This is a genomic window from Leptospira limi, assembly GCF_026151395.1.
GTDB classification, from domain to species: Bacteria; Spirochaetota; Leptospiria; order Leptospirales; family Leptospiraceae; genus Leptospira_A; species Leptospira_A limi.
On record NZ_JAMQPV010000001.1, the window covers coordinates 926,763 to 946,567 of the forward strand.

The 19,805-nt window shown below is 37.6% G+C and carries 14 protein-coding genes; 4 read left to right on the plus strand and 10 right to left on the minus strand.

What is annotated here, in order from left to right; genetic code table 11:
* Positions 1–56 precede the first annotated feature (56 nt).
* Complete coding sequence (locus ND812_RS04360; RefSeq protein ID WP_265374424.1) at positions 57–1,949, minus strand: putative bifunctional diguanylate cyclase/phosphodiesterase; 1,893 nt, start codon at positions 1,947–1,949, stop codon at positions 57–59.
* An 88-nt stretch (positions 1,950–2,037) separates the two neighbouring features.
* On the opposite strand from ND812_RS04360, the gene ND812_RS04365 reads away from it, so the two are divergent.
* On the plus strand, positions 2,038–2,547 hold the full coding sequence (locus tag ND812_RS04365) for an acyl-CoA thioesterase (RefSeq protein WP_265374425.1): 510 nt from the start codon (positions 2,038–2,040) through the stop codon (positions 2,545–2,547).
* Here ND812_RS04365 and ND812_RS04370 read toward each other — a convergent pair.
* From ND812_RS04370 to ND812_RS04410, 9 genes are all read right to left on the minus strand, one after another.
* Entirely contained in the window at positions 2,544–2,867 is a 324-nt protein-coding gene (locus tag ND812_RS04370) for a DUF1330 domain-containing protein (RefSeq protein ID WP_265374426.1), read from the minus strand. The two genes, ND812_RS04365 and ND812_RS04370, sit on opposite strands and share 4 nt — an antisense overlap.
* Positions 2,868–2,891: 24 nt before the next feature.
* The gene (locus tag ND812_RS04375) at positions 2,892–3,506 is read right to left on the minus strand and encodes a class I SAM-dependent methyltransferase (protein WP_265374427.1); all 615 of its coding nucleotides are present in this window, start codon (positions 3,504–3,506) and stop codon (positions 2,892–2,894) included.
* Positions 3,499–4,713: an MFS transporter gene (locus tag ND812_RS04380; protein WP_265374428.1), complete on the minus strand. Its 1,215-nt coding sequence runs from the start codon at positions 4,711–4,713 to the stop codon at positions 3,499–3,501. Before ND812_RS04380 ends, ND812_RS04375 begins: the two co-directional genes overlap by 8 nt.
* Before the next feature lie 57 nt (positions 4,714–4,770).
* On the minus strand, positions 4,771–5,343 hold the full coding sequence (locus ND812_RS04385) for a gamma carbonic anhydrase family protein (RefSeq protein WP_265374429.1): 573 nt from the start codon (positions 5,341–5,343) through the stop codon (positions 4,771–4,773).
* A 9-nt stretch (positions 5,344–5,352) separates the two neighbouring features.
* Positions 5,353–7,314, minus strand: a complete 1,962-nt coding sequence (locus ND812_RS04390; RefSeq protein WP_265374430.1) for a 7TM diverse intracellular signaling domain-containing protein — start codon at positions 7,312–7,314, stop codon at positions 5,353–5,355.
* 47 nt (positions 7,315–7,361) lie between these two features.
* A complete protein-coding gene (gene pheT, locus ND812_RS04395) occupies positions 7,362–9,761 on the minus strand; it encodes a phenylalanine--tRNA ligase subunit beta (protein WP_265374431.1) in 2,400 nt (799 codons plus the stop codon).
* 42 nt (positions 9,762–9,803) lie between these two features.
* On the minus strand, positions 9,804–11,888 hold the full coding sequence (locus tag ND812_RS04400; protein WP_265374432.1) for a sensor domain-containing protein: 2,085 nt from the start codon (positions 11,886–11,888) through the stop codon (positions 9,804–9,806).
* A complete protein-coding gene (locus ND812_RS04405) occupies positions 11,878–13,125 on the minus strand; it encodes an amidohydrolase family protein (protein ID WP_265375901.1) in 1,248 nt (415 codons plus the stop codon). Before ND812_RS04405 ends, ND812_RS04400 begins: the two co-directional genes overlap by 11 nt.
* A 120-nt stretch (positions 13,126–13,245) precedes the next feature.
* On the minus strand, positions 13,246–15,099 hold the full coding sequence (locus ND812_RS04410) for a RecQ family ATP-dependent DNA helicase (RefSeq protein WP_265374433.1): 1,854 nt from the start codon (positions 15,097–15,099) through the stop codon (positions 13,246–13,248).
* 113 nt (positions 15,100–15,212) lie between these two features.
* Between ND812_RS04410 and ND812_RS04415 the strand changes: the two genes are divergently transcribed.
* The 3 genes from ND812_RS04415 (at position 15,213) to ND812_RS04425 (ending at position 19,802) form a co-directional block, all read left to right on the plus strand.
* The gene (locus ND812_RS04415) at positions 15,213–16,769 is read left to right on the plus strand and encodes an MBOAT family O-acyltransferase (protein WP_265374434.1); all 1,557 of its coding nucleotides are present in this window, start codon (positions 15,213–15,215) and stop codon (positions 16,767–16,769) included.
* Positions 16,759–18,024 (plus strand): DUF1574 family protein, encoded by a 1,266-nt coding sequence (locus ND812_RS04420; RefSeq protein WP_265374435.1) that lies wholly within the window; start codon positions 16,759–16,761, stop codon positions 18,022–18,024. Before ND812_RS04415 ends, ND812_RS04420 begins: the two co-directional genes overlap by 11 nt.
* A 71-nt stretch (positions 18,025–18,095) precedes the next feature.
* Entirely contained in the window at positions 18,096–19,802 is a 1,707-nt protein-coding gene (locus ND812_RS04425; RefSeq protein WP_265374436.1) for a caspase family protein, read from the plus strand.
* The last annotated feature ends 3 nt before the right edge of the window (positions 19,803–19,805 follow it).

Sequence of the window (19,805 nt, forward strand, 5' to 3'; positions counted from 1 at the left end):
AGTGTTGGGATAAAATGATTAGAAAACATTTCTAAGGTGAGTAATGCAATTGGATTTCATTCAAATAGAATTTTAGGTTTGGAGTAAAGATAACCTTGGACGATATGACAGGATGTTTTTTTTAAAGACTGGATTTGTTCTTCTCTTTCAATTCCCTCTGCAATGGTTTTTAAACCCAAGGAGTCTGCTAAATGGCATATTGATTCCAAAAGCAAAAAATTACGATCGGAAGTTGCAATTTCATCTAAAAATGATTTATCGATTTTTAATTCATCAAATTGTATTTTTTGCATATAGTGTAGTGATGAATATCCTTTACCAAAATCATCTAACGAAACAGAGATTCCATTTGACCTGAGGTTAGAAACTATACTTTGGATGGTTTCAATTTCATCTATAAAGATATCTTCAGTAATTTCAAAGATTAGATTTTTTGGATTTATTGAATTTTGATTTAAATAGGTGATGATATAATCATTAAAATTAGGAAATAAAAAGAAGATTGGTGATATGTTGATCGAAATTTTGATCTCATGGCCATATACTTTCTGTAAACTTGGAATTTGACTGACTACTTTTTCGAATATTTTTTTGCCGAAAGGAACAATCAAATCTGATTTTGTAATGATGGGGATAAATTCATCTGGAGATATCTCACCTAATTCTGGCACCGTCCATCTGGCAAGTGCCTCTAACCCAACAATAGATTGGTTTGAAATATCTACCTTTTCTTGGTAGGCAATTTTAAAATGATTGAACTCAATCGCTTTTTCCAGTTGGTTTTTTAGTCTTTGTTCCCTTTCGATTTTCTTTTCCATTTCTGGTTCGAACCAAACCAAATGGTTCATTGACTTTTCCCGGGCTACATTCATCGCAATGGAAAGTTTTCGAATGACCTCGTCCAAAAGATTGGCTTCCGTTGGAAAATGAATTCCAGAAACTCGGTATTGGAGTCTATGGCCAAGTCTATCTGGTGTTAGAGTTTGGTTATTATTTAAGTCAAATTTGACAATTGCTTCTTCAATCCGATTCCTGGTAGAATTTTCGATCCATAAAATGAATTCATCTCCACCTAAACTAGCTACGATTGTATTTGGACGTTCAGAAGTGTATTGTTTTAATATATTTCCTATTAGTGTTAATATCTGGTCCCCAAAACTGATTCCATGTAATGCATTAATAACTTTTATACCTTTGATATTTATGAGTAATACAAAAGCTTCTTTTGAACCAATATCGATTCTATTTTGAATGGATACTTCAAATGAATAACGATTTGGTAATTGTGTGAGAGAGTCATGAAACGCAAGTTTGTCGATATATTGCTTTGATTTTAAAATCTTTGCTCTGGATTCTTTTAGATATACAATATTTTTAATTAATTTTGCTCGTAACCTTTGGATCAAAAAACCAGAAAGTATGGAAAAAATGATTAAACTTACTGATTTAAAATACCATTCTCTTGGACTTTGATTCCGTATTCCTAACTCGTCTGGAAATATAACAATAGATTGGTATACAAATATTCCAAAAATAGCAGGGACAATTGAAATGAATAAAGCTGACAATAGGCTTGGAATGGGAGGTAAAAACACAAAAAAAGAAATGATGATGAAGGCAAGAGAGATCTCACCTGTCCCGAGTAATCCACTTCTTAAAAAAGATAAAACAGATATGAAGATTGCTGTAAAGATTAAAGTGAGAACCCGAATGACTAATGAAATTTTGTTTTTTAATAAATATTCAATGATGAATAAGATTGAAATTCCTAAATCGACAACAAAAAAGATATAATCGATTTCACCTGATTTCGTAATGAGGGGTGTGAGATGCAAACAGGCTGCAACCAAAAATAGCCCAGATGCTGCGATTAAAAATCTCCTGAGTAGGGGACCTGTGTCCTTTCTGAATTTTAACCAATAGACGTAATTTCGTTTGTCAGTGATCATTTATCCTCTACTTCCAAAATTTGTCTAAGGTCAGCATGTTTAAAAAAGTCTTTTCGAAACAAAACGTCAAGACTAAGTTATCCTCATTGTGTCCTCTCCTAATGAATTATCTCCCAAGTCACCGCAAGAATCAGCCGTAGAAACTCGACATGTCGTTCTTCCGAATGATGCCAACCATTACGGAACCGCGTTTGGTGGTGCAATCATGAGTTGGATTGACTTAATTGCAGTCATGGCTGCCCAAAGGCATTCCGGAAGAGAAGCGGTGACAGTCAGCATTGATCGAATCAATTTTATTACACCCATCCAAATTGGAGACCATGTCAATTTAAAAGCGATGGTGAATTATGTAGGAACAACTTCAATGGAAGTGGGTGTGCAGGTGAATCGAGAAAATCCATACACTGGAGAGATGGTGAGAGCCACTACCGCCTATCTTTCGTTTGTTGCATTGGATGAGAACAAAAAACCTGCTCCAGTGCCTCCGTTAAAATTAGAAACAGATCTCGAAAAACGAAGGTTTGCGGAAGGAAAAATGCGAATCGAAATGGCTAAAGAATTTGCAGCAAAAATTAAGGCGAGTCGAAAGATTACTTAATTTATATATCGATCATATTCTGCAATTTGCGTTGTACTTTCGACCGATGGAACAAAGTATTTTTCTCTAATCTTTTTATATTCAGGATCTGCAAAGAAACTAAGTTTTTTTTCTTTGGTTTTGAAATAAATCAGAAACACTCTGTTGATTGGATTTTCGGTTTCGGATTTTAGAGTTTCTGCAATTTTAAAATCATACCGAAATCCACCTTCATATTGTTCCAACAGTCCTTTCATTGCGTTTCGGTATTCAGCATATACACTTTCATCTTTGACTTGGAGGCCTACAATCGTTTCGAATGATAAAATTTCTTTTTGCATAAGGTTTTTCTCACATATTTTAAGCTAAATTTTCTTCTTAAACCGACCAAAGACAAAATTTTGGACTGTACCAAAAGGTGTATGGTGGTCTTCTCTTTGGAATTCAATGGGCTCAAATTCAGGGGAAAAGGTTTCAGCTAACGTTTCTTCGGTGTATTGTTTGATCTCAAGCCCACTACATTTTTTAGGGCCATCATTGCTAAAGGTTCCTATGATGAGTTCACCATCTTTGTTTAGAGCTTTTAATAAATTATTTTTGTAAGCTAAAATGGATTCTGGATCTGTTAAAAAATGAAAGACTGCTCTGTCATGCCATAGTTCGTATTTGATGTCAGATTGGAATATAGTGATGTCTGAAACAATCCACTTAATATTTTTCCCAATTTCACCTAATCTCTGTTTGCATCGGTTTAATGCGTTTTGACTAATGTCTAAAACAGTTAGATTTTGGTAACCAAGCTCTAAAAGATGATCCACTAAATTGGATTCTCCACCACCGACATCAATGATTTTTGCTGAAGTTGGTAAATTTGTATGATTGATCAATTGTAAGGAGAGCTTTGGAATCTCCTGAGTCCAACTCACTTCATTTGGTTGTTTTTCAGTGTAAATTGTTTCCCAATGTGTTTGATTATTCATGGTGTATCGTTTTTCTTTTGGTTTGGATGTAATACAGTGTTACGATGGATACAAACACTAAGAATGGTATACTCACTAGATTGAGAGTCAACCATCCTATTTTATGTTCCAAATAACCAGCACTATATGTGGAAAAGATGGCAATAGAATATACAATCGTATCGTTAACAGCTTGGATTGTGTTTTTTTCCGCTGGATGGTATTGTTCCACAAGTAAATTTGTCCCACCCACATACATAAAATTCCAACCGATTCCAAGTAATATCAGTGCTACTGCAAATGGTAAAAATTCGGTTCCTTGGATCGCAGAAACTGATTCCAGTCCCATGACTGCAACACCTAACAAGATCAAGTAGGGTGATGTCATTTTACGAACTAAAAATCCAGAGAAAAAGGAAGGGATGTACATACCTAAAACATGCCATTGTAATACCAATGTGGATGCATGCATTTCATGACCATGTGATTTCATCGCAACGGGCACAGCTGTCATAAGCATTGCCATAAGTCCAAATCCAAAAGAAGTAGAGAGAATCGAAACCCATAGTCCTAAATTTTTTATATGGTAGGAAAATGGCCTTACTTTTTCTCTTTCTTGGTGTTCCGATTTGTTTTCTGTAGTGAAACGTTTGTTCGGTGAAGGTAAGAATGTGATTAGTAAAAATTGTAGGGAAAGAGAAACAATTAGGATTAAATAACATCCCAAAAATAAGGAAGTGGGAAAAAGTTCTTTACCTTGTAAGCCTGCAAGTGGACCAAGAAAAGCTGCTGGGATTCCAGCGATTAAAATCCAAGACAATGCACTCGCCCTATCATGGTTTGGCACAGATTCCATTGCAACAAAACGAAGGTATTGGATAAACGATTGGTGAATTCCAAATAACAAGTGAGCTATGGAAAACAAAACAAAACTTTTTTCCCATATAGCATACGCCGCAAGGATTGCACCAAAGATTCCAATGATCGTACCAAGAAGAAGTCCATATTTACTCCCTTGCCATTTCATAAACCTTGAGGCGGGGACTAAACCTATCAGAGTTCCAAGGATCACAAACGAAACGGGTAGTGAGGCGGATTCTGGAGATGGGCTTATGGTTTGGCCTGCCAGTGCAGAAACTGCCATAATCATCACTGTCCCAATTTGGAATACAGTTTGGGTAATGGAAAAGATACCAAGAACTTTGATTTTATTTAAAAAGGAATTCATGAATCAGTAAAATTTAAATTTCTCAGCCTTAGGCAGTAAAGTCAATTCGATCCATGTTTAAATTCCAAGTTTTGTCAGAATTTCTTTGGCTTGCGATACAAAATGTACTTCTTCTTCTTTTTTAAATGGTACAAAAATATTTTGTGCAAAACGTACGGAAAGATGAGCATACTCAATACAACCTGCTACTGTTAATTCTGGTTTTGCTTTTCCTGGAAATATTTTAATGTCGGAACCATCGGGCACAACAAGTGAACGTGGTGGTATTTTTTTCCCTCCACGAATCATACATCCAGCTGCGATTTGAGATCCATCTCCTATTTCAGCATTATCCAAAACAATGGATCCGATTCCAACAAGAACAGCTCTTCCTATTTTGCATCCATGGATCATGACATTGTGCCCAACTAATGTCCATTCGCCGATAGAGATAGGACTTGTCGAATCTGTATGTAGAGTAGAATTATCTTGGATATTCACATAATCTCCCAGTTTGATTTTGTTCATGTCAGCACGAACAACAGCACCAGGCCAAATCGAAACAGAATTACCAAATTCTACCATTCCAAATGCTGTGGCGTTTGGATGGATGAAAGGTTTTGCAAAATTAGGAATTTGATTGTAGGACATGGATCAAAGTCAACCGAGACTTTGAATTTCGCAACCGATAAATGTAATGTCGTCTTGTTTTGCTTGTCCATCAGTGAACAATGAGAGTTCACTTAACACTTTTGCCATTGTATGGTCTAAGCTTAGTTTTAAGTTTTCTTTTAATATTTCGTATAGTCTATCTTCTCCGAAAAGTTCTTTTTCTTCATTGAATTGTTCAAAGATTCCATCAGTGAATAAAAAGATCCGATCACCTTCTTCAATTTGGTGTTCAATGAGCCTATATTGGGTGTGGTCCATAAGTCCAATGATTTTACCAGTTCTAGGTAAAAGTTTGATATCATGAATTCTTTGGTGGATTTGGTCTGGATGTCCTGCAGAAGCATAAAACAACTGTTTATTCTTTAAGTCAATGTCACAGACGGAACATGTAAATATTGTTTGGATATTGCTGTATTTATTGATGAAAATTTGGTTCATATGAAAAACCAAATCATCGGGATGATCATAAATCATTTTGAGTGATTCATATTCTGCTTTGATCGCCATCGTGATGAGTGCTGCTTGGATTCCGTGCCCTGTTGCATCTGCAACAAAAATTCGATAGTAGTCAGCTTTCACTTGGGTGAGGTCATAAAAATCACCTCCCACTTCGGACATAGATTGGTAATACGAATGGAAATGGATTCGTGGATCACTGGTTTTGATATCAGAGAATAAAGTTTTTTGGATTTTTTTGGCGACGTTTAAATCCTTTTTGATGAGGTTCAATGATTCGTCTAAGGTTTTGGTTCGTTCTCTTACCTTTTCTTCTAAAGTAACAAGTGCTTCTGCTTGTGTATTTGCCTTTTCTTCTTTTAACTCATTGATTTTATTCGCGAGCGCAAGAGACAAAATGCCAGCTTCTAAAGTGGAACCAATTTGGTTTCCATAAATCGTGAAGACATTGGCAGGAAGAACTCCATTTTGCATCAAAGTATACATCAAAATTCCAAAAAGTAGGGTGCTCCAACCAAACAAAAACAATCGAGCTTGTTTATTTCCTGTACTGTAGTTTACTAGTGCTACAACTAACACGGATACTACGAATAATTGTGCGATAAAATTTCCAATCCGAACTGCGATCTCAATTGGTAAATAGGCATAAGGAATTAAAATGTAAAATAATACGATGAATTTAAGACCTTGGATTAGTCGATTGGACCAAGGATTAAAATCACGTAAGTTTAGAGTTTGTTGGGCAAATGTCCAACCGGTGATCGCAGAACAAGTCACAATGATACTACCGATTCGATTGTGTATTTCTGGATGGTCTAAAGTGAAAATTTGATTTAAAATTCCATTTAGGTACATTTGTAACAATAAATTACAAAAAATAGAAACCGAATAGGTGATGTAGGCTCTTTCATTTAAGATAAAGTATATGAATAAATTATAGATCACCATGATAAAGATAGTGCCATAAAAAAAACCGAGAATTGTATTTTCTAAATTCTCTTTTAGATAAAAAGTTTCTTTGGAATAAAAGCGAATGAGATAACTGATATTTGATGATGATTTAGTTTCTAAAATGAGTGTTTTGGTTTCGCCAGCTGGCCAACTGAGTTCAAAAGCAATGGATTTAGAAAATGCATCCCAATGTGAATGAGCTATAAAATCTCCACCTTCTTTGATGGGCTCTGGATTTCCTTCTTCAAACACTCGGATAAAATCTAAATGTGGGTTTCCTAAATCAAGTATAAGTTTATTAACGGATGTTAGATTTGTGGCTTTTATTTTTAGGTACACATGTTCTGATTGGAAACCTAAACTTAAGGTGTTTTTGAAAATAGGTGTCCATCGGAGTTTTTGTTGGTTGGTTTCATTTCCAGATTGGATGGCATAATCAATCTTTTGGGGAGTAAAACTTTCGTCACTGATGGACTTTTGGATCTCCCATCGGGAACAGGAAAACAAAGTTCCCGATAGAATGATCAAAAAGATGAATCGCATAAACTCGAACGATTTCCCAATAAAAATTGGGATTTGTCAAAGCAAATTTATCGTAAGGTATAACCGTTGTCTTTTGCCGTCGTCACCAAACTGTCTGAAAGTTCTTTAAAACGTTCTTGGGTAAAGGTTTTATCATAGGACATAAGTCGGAAACGATACGTAACCGATTTTTTGCCTTCTCCTACCGATTCACCTTGGAAAATCGTTTGGACATACACAGACTCTAATTCTGGAATTTGTAACGTTTTGACCAAGTTGGCAAAGGATTCAGTTGCATCCGATTCATTCATGAGAAGCGAAAGGTCCAATTGACCTTGTGGAAAATGGGATGGTGGATTGAAATGAGAATTCCTTCCATGGGTTTCCCAAATTTCAGCTAACACTTCCATGTTGATTTTTGACAAAATGACCCTACGTTTTATATCGTACACATCAGCAAATCGAGTATGAAGGATTCCAAGTTCGACAACTTCTTTTCCATCATAATGTACCACTAAACTTGCATTAGGGTGGAAATGGCTTCGTGTTTCTTTTTTCCATTCGAATTTTGGTAAATTTAAGAATAAAAAAAGTTCGGTAATTGTTTCTCTAATTTTTAAGAATTCTTGTTCAATGGAAACAAGGTCAGTTGGTTTGTGTTTGGATAAGGAAAGAATGGAGATCCAACGTTTTTCATCTGCTAACTCAGGACCATTGCCTTGTTTGTGGTAAGTTCTCCCCAATTCAAAAAGGTTGACTGATTCAAATCGATCTTGGTTTAACTTTGCTTGTTTGATGAGACCTGGGTACAAACTATTTCGGAGAATCGAATGTTCCTCTGGCATTTCATTTGCAATTTTAAGTGAAGTGGATTCTAAATTTGATTCTAGTTTTGCATCCGTTGGAGAAGCAAAAGAATAATTGTAAACTTCATTAAATCCAACTTCCAAGGCTAAGAAATTCTTGACCCTACGTTCCAATTCTCGAAGTGGATTACGAATTGGAGTTTCCACTGCCATCGATAGAGCTTCCGTTCGGATGGAAGCATAACCAATTGTCCTTCCAATTTCCTCAACAAGGTCTTCCGGAATTGTTACATCGTAGTTTTGTCTGTATCTAGGAACAACAACTGAGAGGGATTCCTCTTTTGTAGTGACTCCAAAACCTAATCGTTGTAAGATGTCAGAAACTTCTGGTAAAGTGATCTTTTTTCCTAGTTTATGGCGGAGAAATTGTAAATTTGTTTCTATGGTTACCGTTTTGGATTCGGTATGATTGAAACCTTGTGGAGTGAAAACCTTCACATTCGGATTGCCGTTTTCTATTAATAATTGAACCGCTCTTTTGATGACTGGCAAACATGTGTAAGAATCTAAACCTTTTTCATAACGTACTGCTGATTCAGTGCGGATATTGGTTTTACGAATGGTAAAACGAACATCTTCCCTTTTGAAGACAGCAGATTCCATCACAATGTTTTTTGTACCATCTGTGACTGCTGAATCTTTTCCCCCCATCACTCCCGCTAAAGCTACTGGTGTGGTTCCATTTTGGATGAGAAGGATATTTCCTGGTAAGGTTGGAGAAGTATCATCTAGGAGAGCTAAATTATCTCCATCTTTTGATTTGGAAACAGTAAAGGAAGTTGACTGTAGTTTGGATCGATCAAAAAAATGAGTAGGTTGTCCAAGTTCTAACAAAAGATAGTTGGAAACATCTACTACATTATTGATGGAACGAATCCCACATTTTTCAAGTCGTGATTTGATTTTGGGAATCGATGTTGTGATGTTTACATTTTGGATAGAAGTCACGTAATATGCATGTGCATGTTCGGAAGTTTCTACTGTAAGTCCTTCGTTCCCTGATTTCCATTTTGTATCTGCTTGGAGAGGAAAATGGTGGAGTGGGATTTGGAGTTGGCTTGCGAGTTCTCTTGCAAAACCAAAATGACTCCATAAATCAGGTCTATGTGTAATGGATTTATTATCGATTGTGAGAATTGTATCTTCCCATAAAAAATATTTACGAACCGAGATACCAAGAGTTGTGTCCTTTGGAAAAATAAGAACACCTGAAGATTCTAATGCCATTCCCAATTCTTTTTCAGAACAATACATTCCTTGGGAACGAACTCCGCGTAGCTCCGAATCCAAAATTTCTTTGCCATCCAATTTTGTGCCAGGGAGAGCTAATGGAACAATATCACCAACGTTTACATTTGTGGCAGCAGTGACAATTTGGTAGTCTTTTGATCCATCGGTAGCGATGGTCGTTTGTAATTTCTCTGCATTGGGGTGTTTTTCCAGTGATTTGATTTTGACAGTGATCACTGATGTTAGGTGGGATTTGTATTCTTCCACATCGTCAATTTCACAAATCGATGTATTAATTTTTTCCAAAACCGTTTCGAAAGGAATTTGGGAGAGCGGGGTAAATTCGTTTAACCAATCAACTGAAAGTTTCAAGAGAAATCCTTATTTGTTAAAAACAGTGGGAAAGCGAACGGGTCAATCCGAAATTCCAAGTTCTGTTTTCAGAAAATGCAGGCAATCTTCCGAAGTCATCGGTTTTGCAAAATAAAATCCTTGGATTTGGTCCACTCCACTTTCGGCGAGTAATTGCACCTGTTCTTCCGTTTCGGCACCTTCCGCAACTACACTCAAACCAAGGTTATGTGCTAAGTTAGAGACAGCATGGATGATGGTTTTGGAGTCTTTGTCTGTTGTGATTTCGGATACAAAGGAACGATCGATTTTTAAAGAGGAAATGGGAAGTTTTTTTAAGTAACCTAAACTACTATAACCCGTTCCAAAATCATCAATTGCAATTTTTGCCCCGAGTTTTCGGATTTCTTGCATGGTACGAACTGCGGCATCGGCATTTTCCATGACTGAACTTTCTGTGAGCTCAACTTCCAAATCATGTGGATCCACTTTGAATAATTTTAGATTTTCGGCGATTGTAGAAATCAGTCTTTCGTGTTTAAATTGTTTCGTGGAAATATTCACAGCCATAGAAATCTCTTTGATTCCTGCATCTTTCCAAACTCGCATCGTTTGGATGGCAGACTTGATCACCCATTCACCAATCGCAAGGATCATCCCTGTTTCTTCAGAGATGGGAATGAATACATTCGGTGAGATGAGCCCACGTTCTGGATGGCGCCAACGAATGAGTGCTTCTACACCCACAGGTTTTTTTGTATACAAATCAATTTTGGGTTGGTACATCAAAGTAAATTGATTTTCAATGATGGCAATCCGCATTCGGTTTTCGATTTCCAAACGTTCTGCTACAACTGTCTGCAGTTCTTCTGTAAAAAACACATAACAGTTTTTCCCTTGTGATTTTGCCAAGTTTAATGCACTGTCAGCATTTTTAAGAAGTGTATTCGAATCTTTTCCGTCTGTTGGGTATAAGGCGATCCCAATCGAGATATTAACAAAAATCCTTTCCCCATCAATCACAAAGGGATGGGTCATTGCATCCAAGATTGCTTCCGAAATAACAGCCGCATCACGTTCGTTTGATAAGTCAGGTAATACAACATTAAACTCATCACCACCTTGTCTACTAATGAGATCATACACACGTATGCTCTCACGAATCCGATAAGCGACAAGTTTGATGATTTTGTCCCCAAAGTCATGTCCTCGAGAATCATTGATGATTTTAAAATTGTCCAAATCAATCGCAAGGATCCCGACCAAATTACCGTGTCGTCTTGCTTCTTCGAAAATTGGAAATAGTTTATCAATAAGAGAGTTACGATTAGGAAGGTTTGTGAGTTGGTCAAAAAATGCCATATAGGCAATTTTTTCTTCGGCATGCCTTCTTTGGGTGATGTCAAGAAAGGCAACTGCAAGTCCAAAGTTTTCAATGGGAATCGGTGTTGCTAAAATATCAAACCAAGTGATTTTATCTTCTTTGATCATCCCGATTTCCAAATTACGAATCACTTCTTTGTGTCGTAATGCTCGCATCAAACTTGATTTTCTTGGGTAAATTTTTGTGCCGTTTGGTTGGATGAGAGTGTACTTTCGAATGTTGAGAGTACGATTGAGAAGTTCCCCATCTTGGATGTCAAAATAGGTTCGTGCTGTTTTATTAGTCTCAACAATTTTACCTTTTTCATCTGTGATGGCGATGCCCATGGGTAAGTTGTCAAAGATAGACTTATACTTTTGTTGTTGGAGTAAAAATTCAAAGGAAATATCTTTTTGGATTGTGACATCACGATCAAAACCCAAAATGATTTTGGACTCACGCAAAGGGATAAGTAACCAAATGATCCAAACTTCTTCCTTGGATTTGGTCACAAGGCGATTTTCGAAATTTACAATATTCGGATTTTTGCCCAAACTTTCGAAAGTATTCTCAGTATTTTCTTTGTCGTCCTCTTGTGTGAAATGAAGGATTGATTTTCCAACAATTTCTTTAGGTTCAAATTCTAAAAATCTGGCAAAACGATCTGTAACAGAGACAAAATTACCTTCCCAATCCAATACTTGGAAACTATTGGGATATTCGGTCAGAAGGGATTTAACAGTGAGACCAGAGAGAATTTTACTGCCTAAAGGCTCATTTCGCATGTATTTCTTTGCCTAAATAATATACCGCTTCGATGGATCCGGGAAATTGGAATCCTTCAAATGGTGACCATCCGGACTTACTTTTAATCATAGATTTTTTAAATTCAACTGGTTTTTTTAAATTTAAGATAGAAAAATTTGCCGCATAACCTTCGTTAATAATACCAACACCCTTTCCAAAATGTTTTGGTAAATAAGGAGCTACAAACTCCCCTGGATTTTTGGAACAGATTTTTGCTATTAAAGTCATCGGAATGTTTAATTTCAATATCATATATGTGACAAAAAGTCCATATGTATCCAATTGTGAGATACCACTTGTTCCTTTTTGTTTTTCTTCGATGGAGTGTGGTGCATGATCGGTCGCTAAATAATCAATATGCCCATCAAGTATCCCTTTCACCATCGCTTCTCTATCTTCTCGGCCTCGGAGTGGAGGGTTCATTTGGAACCATTTGTGATTGGTTTCTGTTAACATCTCCGTATCAAACATCAAATGAGTTGGAGTCACTTCACAGGTAACATTCACTCCTCGTTTTTTTGCTGAAACGATCTTAGAAAGACCATCTTTTGTCGAGTAATGGCAAAGTTTTCCTTTCAGATTGTATTTCTCAATCAAATACAAAGCAAAATCAGTTGCGATTGTTTCCGCTTCTTTTGGCCTTCTTGTTTCGTGAGTGGGTTTGTCTTGGTTAGCGATGAGGATCTCTGGGTCTTCACAATGGAAACTCACATCCTGTCCATGGTAGTGTTTGATCACTTCTTCGAGGGATGGGTTGTCATGGAAAAAAAGTTCTCCAATGGAAGGACCCATAAACACTTTATAAGGAACTTTCTTTGTGAGTGGTTTTGTATGAGGACCTATGCCTGCGTATAATGTAATGTGGATAGGGGCTTTTTTGGTGAGCGCTTGTTTGGCGGAGTAGGATTCATCATCGATGGGTGGAACTGGATTGTTTGGCATATCAGCCACATGGATCACTCCACCATTAATGGCAGCAGCACTTGCTGATAAAAAATCTTCTTTGTAAGTATGTTTTTCACTCACATCTTCTCTGGCGTGAATGTGAATGTCACCAAATCCAGGGAATATCACACAATCATCAGAAAACCGACGGGCATTCGGATCCAAATTTTCTTTAACATTTGTAATGAGTCCGGTTGTGACATCAAATTCGATCGTACCCAAAAATTCCCTCTCGTGGGTTACGATTTTTCCTGCGATTTTTTCCATAATGACCCTTTGATTCAGCAGATTCTAAGAGGGAAGGAAAGTTTCAAGGGAATTTACAGTCACTTTCACGGAAGAAAATCTCAAATCGACAATTGTTGATTTGTAAATGAGAAATGAATTGGATTATTCCCACTTGGATAAAATTTCGATGATGTCATTTCCAAATCGTTCTACCTTGGCAGGCCCAACACCTTTTGTGGCTTCCAGTTCTGAAAGGTTTTTTGGTTTTCTTTCTGCAATCCGTTTGAGTACAGGATTTTGAAAGACCATAAACTTTTTCCATTTGAGTTGCCTTGCTTTACGATCACGGTAATTCATCAGTTCTCTTAAGATTTGAGAATGTAATGTCGGAACCTTTTTTAGTTTTGTTTGTTTCCCATTCGTCTCATCAGAGTTAGATGATGCTTGTTTCACTTTTGTTTTGGAAAAATTCGGAAGGTATAATTTTGGGTATTTAGCACCAGCTACCAAAACTTTTTTTTCTTCTACCCAATTTTCTAATTTTGCGACAACTGCTTCTTCAGGAATTCCTTCCAATTTGCCGTGGAATGGATTTCGTTCCATTCTATAACGTAATACATCTTTAGTTCGTTTCCCCACTAAAGTTTTCGCAATGATGTTTTTTCCAAAAACTGCTGGGTGTTCTTTCAAAAAATTTTGAATGGTTTCTTCTTCCCATTCTGAGAGTGGGTGTTCTCTTTTTTCATTTTTTTTCTGAATTTTGACTTTTTCAGATTCTAAAAATTTACTTCGATTGATGCTAACACCTGTTTCGGTACAGATATCACATTTTCCACAAGGAGAAATGGTTTCTCCAAAATAAGAACAAAGTTGGACTTGCCTACAAATTTCATTGTTTGCATATTCTTTGATAAATTTGAGTAAAGTGTCTCCGCCTTTGAAGTTTGTCTCCTTTGACAACATAAAGACTTGGGTGGCTACATCACCTGCTTTGTAAAACAAAACACATTCCGATGGTAAATTGTCTCGGCCAGCACGACCTGCTTCTTGGTAGTATGCTTCGAGTGAGGCAGGAACTTGGTAGTGGATCACCAAACGTACGTCAGGTTGATCCATACCCATCCCAAATGCATTGGTGGCAACTAAGATAGGAACTTTTCCAGAAGTATAGGCATTTTGTGTTCGTTCTCGGATCCCATCCGTTCGACCTGCATGGTACTTTCCAACTGAGAACCCGAAGTCTTTTAATAAATCATACACTTCGTCTGTTTTTTTTCGAGTTGCACAGTACACAATGGCTCGACCTGGAAACTTTCTTCCATCCTTCCAAGGTTCGAGTAGTTCCATCAGTCGGTCTGCTTTGTCTCGTTCTTGGTTTGGGTATTCCACACTGAATTTTAGATTGGGGCGAAAAAAGGTAGATAAAACAACGTTAGGTGAACGCATTCCAAGAGATGCCTGGACATCTGTTTGTACTTTTTCGGTTGCTGTTGCCGTGAGAGCTAAGATGGGAAAACTAGGATTCGGATGCCTTTCTCGTAAAACATGGATTTGGCGGTATTCGGGCCGAAAGTCATGTCCCCACTGTGATACACAATGTGCTTCATCCACAACCAAAGAAAATAGTTTCATCTCACGAAAAATTCGTAAAAACCCGTTTGAGAGTGCTCGTTCGGGGGATACGAGTAAAACACGAAGTTCCCCTCTGACTGCTTTTGAAAGAATCGTCATTTGTTCCACTTCGTCTTGGGTGGAATTACAAAAGGCAGCTGGAATTCCTTTTGCAAGTAAACTTTCCATTTGGTCTTTCATCAGGGCGATGAGTGGAGATATAACAAGCGTTAGTTTGTCTTTTTGGATCGCAGCAGGTAATTGGTAAATAAGGGACTTTCCAGCACCAGTCGGTAAAATGGCAAGAGTGTCCTGACCATCTAAAACCGATTGAATGGCTTCCCTTTGGCCTGGGCGAAATTCTGAAAAACCGAATTTGGTTTTGAGTTCCGAAAAAAGATCCAAAGTAACTCTTAGATTTATGGGAAATAGGAACGGGTCAACGATAAGATTCTCCCTTTTGGGCTCATTTTTGAATTTTACAGAAACGGCTAACCTTGAAATTGTAACGAAGACCGATGCTTTTTAACACTTTTGTATTTTTATTATTCTTTCTAATCGTGTATTCGGTCTTTTTATGTTTTGGTTGGTTTGCCAAAAAACAAAAATGGGCATACCGAGCACAAAACCTATGGTTACTGTTTGCCTCTTATTTTTTTTACGGATGGTGGGAATGGTTTTTTCTCACCCTCATTTTAATCAGCACCATCATTGATTATGTGGCAGCAAGGTCCATTGAATCCTCCCAAAACCAAATGTTTCGGAGGATCTACTTAGCAGTTTCGATTTTTGCCAATCTGGGCCTCCTTTTTACCATGAAGTACTATGATTTTTTTGCAGTGAATCTTGTTGATTCTTGGAACCAAATAGCCATTTGGTTTGGAGGTAGTATGGCTACAGATTCAAGTACCTACTTACTCAAAAACATTGTGCTCCCTGTGGGGATTAGTTTTTACACCTTCCAAACAATGTCGTATACGATTGATGTGTATAGACAACAAATCAAAGCTGAAAAAGATTTTTTTGATTTTGCTTTGTTTGTGAATTTTTTCCCACAACTCGTAGCAGGTCCAATTGAAAGGGCACAAGACTTACTACCCCAACTCAAAGCACCTAAGTTTCCTACCATAGATGGTGTACAAAAAGGTTTGTACGATATCCTACTTGGTTACTTTATGAAAGTATATGTAGCTGATAATTTGGCTACATATGTAGATCAGGTATTTTTTGCAGGCAAATCATTTTATACGCAAAATCCAACAATCATCCAGTCTATGGACGGCTCGCAAGTATTTGCTGGCGGATTTTTATTTATGACTCAAATTTATTGTGATTTTGCTGGTTATTCTTTTATTGCTCTAGGGATTTCTAGGTTACTTGGTGTGACTCTTACAGTGAACTTTGAAACTCCTGAATTTTCTAAAACACCTACAGAGTTTTGGAATCGTTGGCATGTAACACTGAATCGTTGGTTTCGCGATTATATTTATATTTCACTCGGTGGCAGTAAATACGGAAAGTTTGCCCAATACCGAAATTTATGCGTTATCTTCTTTTTGTCTGGGCTTTGGCATGGAGCCAATTGGACATTCATCACTTGGGGTTGTTTACAAGGTTTGTATACCATGATTTATCTGATTTTCTTTGCAAAAAAGAAAGAAGATTTAGGTGATAAAACAATCGATTCCTCAATTTCCATTTCCTCTAAACTTTCACAGATCCTAACGGGAACACTCAGTCGAATCTTAGTTTTAACATTGATTGCATTTAGTGCTGTCGCATTTCGATCTTATGACGCGAATATGATGTTTGTTTACTTTCAGAAATCCTTAAGTGTTTGGACTTGGGACTTTTCTCCTAATAATAATGTGAAAAATATGTTTGGACTTTGGGAAGAATACTTCAAAATTTCTTTGCCACTGCTTATCTTAGATGGTATCACTTATTTCAAAAAAGAAAGGTATTGGATTTTTTTAACACACCCACTCATCCAAGCATTTGTACTATCATTTATGGCATTTCTCATCCTCACAAGAGGAGTATTCGGAAAAGAGGTAATTTACTTTGCGTTCTAAATTTTTAGGCATAGGTCTTACTCTTTTATTCTTTTTGGTTTTAGAAATCACTGTACGTGTCACGGGAATTCATTATTTAGAACAACCAGAAATCTTTTTTGTCAATCTAAAGAAAAACTTTGTCGAATCTGGCAAAGGTGACGCCGATATCATCGTGTTAGGTGACTCAAGATCCATGGCACTTGCCGGATATGCAAAAGACAATAAAACAGAGTATTCTGTTTACAACCATAGTCTGCCTGCGATGGGACCAAAATATTACCGATTCTTTTTGGATAAATACTTAAAAAAGGGAAACGAAAAACCAAAAATGGTTTTGTTTGCCGCCTCGCCAAAGTTATACGCAACTGGTTACGGCCCTCCTTTGTACGATCCTGACGCAAAGGTTGTGAAAGAAAATGAAACCATCTCAAACTTTATGAAACGGAGATGGAACGAAGGGATTGAAAAAAACTTTTTTAGACCACAAACAAAATCCAATGTGATTAGTTATAGTGGGAAACAAGAAGATGCCAACCAAATCCTTTGGGAGTTTTTTGGACATAGATACCTCCACCAGTTTACCTTTGCCGAATTAGCAGAACAATATTCTGGTGTAGAGCGACTGTTTATTTTATCGAAAGCCACACCACTTTTGTACGAATCCTTCCGATTCCACGGTGCCATTCGAAATGCACTTAGTGTATCCAATTGGAAAGTAGACAAACAATACAAAGAAAAATCCATCTTTTGTGAAGCATGTGAAAATATAGAAGCAGGTTTATGCAAACCATCCTCTTCCCAACTCGAAGACAATTTGACCATCGAAGACCAGATCACTCGTCATTTTGGGAAATATAATATTTCCAATCGATTGAAACCAGAGTTAGTGCTTTTTTCAAAAGAAATGATTCGGAAGGAATTGGATGCGGAATTAAAAAATCCAAACATTGATTTTGATCCTAATCCAGATTTTGTCGTATTAGAAGATTTGATCCGATACACACAGGAACAAGGCATTCAATTTGGAATGGTATATTTGCCGTGGATCAAAGAACGCCAAGAGTCTCCTGAATCGAAGGCTCTTCTTTCCAAGTTAATCATTTTTTTCCAAAACCATCCAGCTACAAAACTCTTCTTCTTTCCTGAATCTTCCTACCCCGCAGAGCGTTTTGTAGATAATATCCATTACGATTGCCGGGGAGAAAAACGGGTAAACGAAGAATTCCGCCAATTTGTTCTTCCTCAGGTCTTTCGTTTTTTATCTTCCAAATAAAAATCCAATTGATTTCCGATTTCGAGTGTTGGAGAATGAGGCACTCCATTCGGATAAGAGGAAACCCAATCATGTTTTCGTTTCGAAACATATTTGTTTGTATTCTATCTGCCTATTTCATCGGATCACCGATACTAGCGCAGAACCGTTATGCGTTGTTCATAGGAACTAACTACAAAGGGAACACTGCTAAAATCCCTGAGTTGAATCTCTGTGAAGCCGATGCGAATTTTTTAAAAGAGAAAATCCAAAAAAAAGGAAACTTCAAGGATATCAAAGTCCTGTTAGGTTCCATGGTAACTCGGGATAATGTCAAAAATGCAATCACCCAAATCGGAAAAGTAGCTGGGAAAGAAGATTCTGTATTTTTGTATTTCTCTGGACATGGGATGTACATGAAAGATGCGAAGGCCAAAAATGGAATGCGTAACTATTTAATTTGTTACGATCGACCGCATATTTCCGATGAAGAACTCAATGAATTTTTAACAGATATCAAATCCCCCAAAACAGTCCTTGTGATGGATTGTTGTTATTCGGGAGGGATTGCCAAAAAAGGAAAAAACACTCGTGGTGCCGCAGAAATTCCCATTGCCCAAGGCAATGACGGGGTTGTCCGCCAAAATGCAGAAGATTATTTTTTCCAAGACAAAGCCGTCATTTCCTCTTCCGATGATGACCAAACTTCCATCGAAGTAGGGGGAACCATCAACCATGGTATCTTCACTTACAATTTTGGAAATGCACTCGAAAAGGCCGACCTCAACAAAGACAGTGTGGTCACTGCCTTAGAAGCATTTTTTGTCGCAAAAGAAGAAACTGTGAGGATGGCTCGTCAATTCAACCACGAACAAACCCCACAAGTTTCAGGGAATGCTGCAGGGATTTTTCTTTCTGGGGCCCCTCAACCGCAAACTCCTCCGCCAAAACCACCGAATGTTGTGGTGAATGTTCCCATCACTCCTGTGGAAACAACCACACCTAACAACAACCAAACCACAACTCCAGTCACACCGGAGCCAGAACCAACCCCTGCGAATGAAACGACTGTGGTCATCCCACCAATCACGGAAGTGGAACCTCCAGCTCCTCCTTCTGTCTCGACTGGGAACATCCTCATCCGGACATCCATCATCAAAGACAAGTCGTATGGCGGAGCAGCAACGAAGTCTCCTTATGACCTACTGAACAAACAAGGCAAACTTAGGTCTTCCACTCCAGAAGGCAAAGTGCGTGCCATTAAAGTGTTAGTGGATGACCAGGAATACAATGCACAAGTGACAACGGAAAAATCAAAGATTTGGGGTTCTATCACGAGGAACGGAACTCTGATCCCTGGCGATATCTACAATGTGAAGATAGACAACCTTCCGGCAGGTGTTCACCAAATTGAAATCCGTGCTGATAATTACCCTATCTACAAAACAGCGACTGCGGTGATTCCGAAACAAACGGTCACAGTCGATACAACGAGTTCGATGGATGGATTTGGTGCCATTCGGGGGAGAGTTTTCTTCAAAACGTTGGACAATCCGATTGAAAAACACCCAATTTACATGCCAACAGTTGTGTCTACGAACCAAATCTTTAAGGTCACAACAGACAAGGATGGATACTTTTGGTTTACCAATCTAAAACCAGGGAAATACGAAATCAGAGCCAGTTTTATGGAAGAAATGAAACTCGAAAACTCTGAGATTGTTGTAAAACCGGGGGAAGTGACAACAGTTGAGATCATCCTCAATAAAAAATTGAGTTATACCAAAACCAAATACTAATCC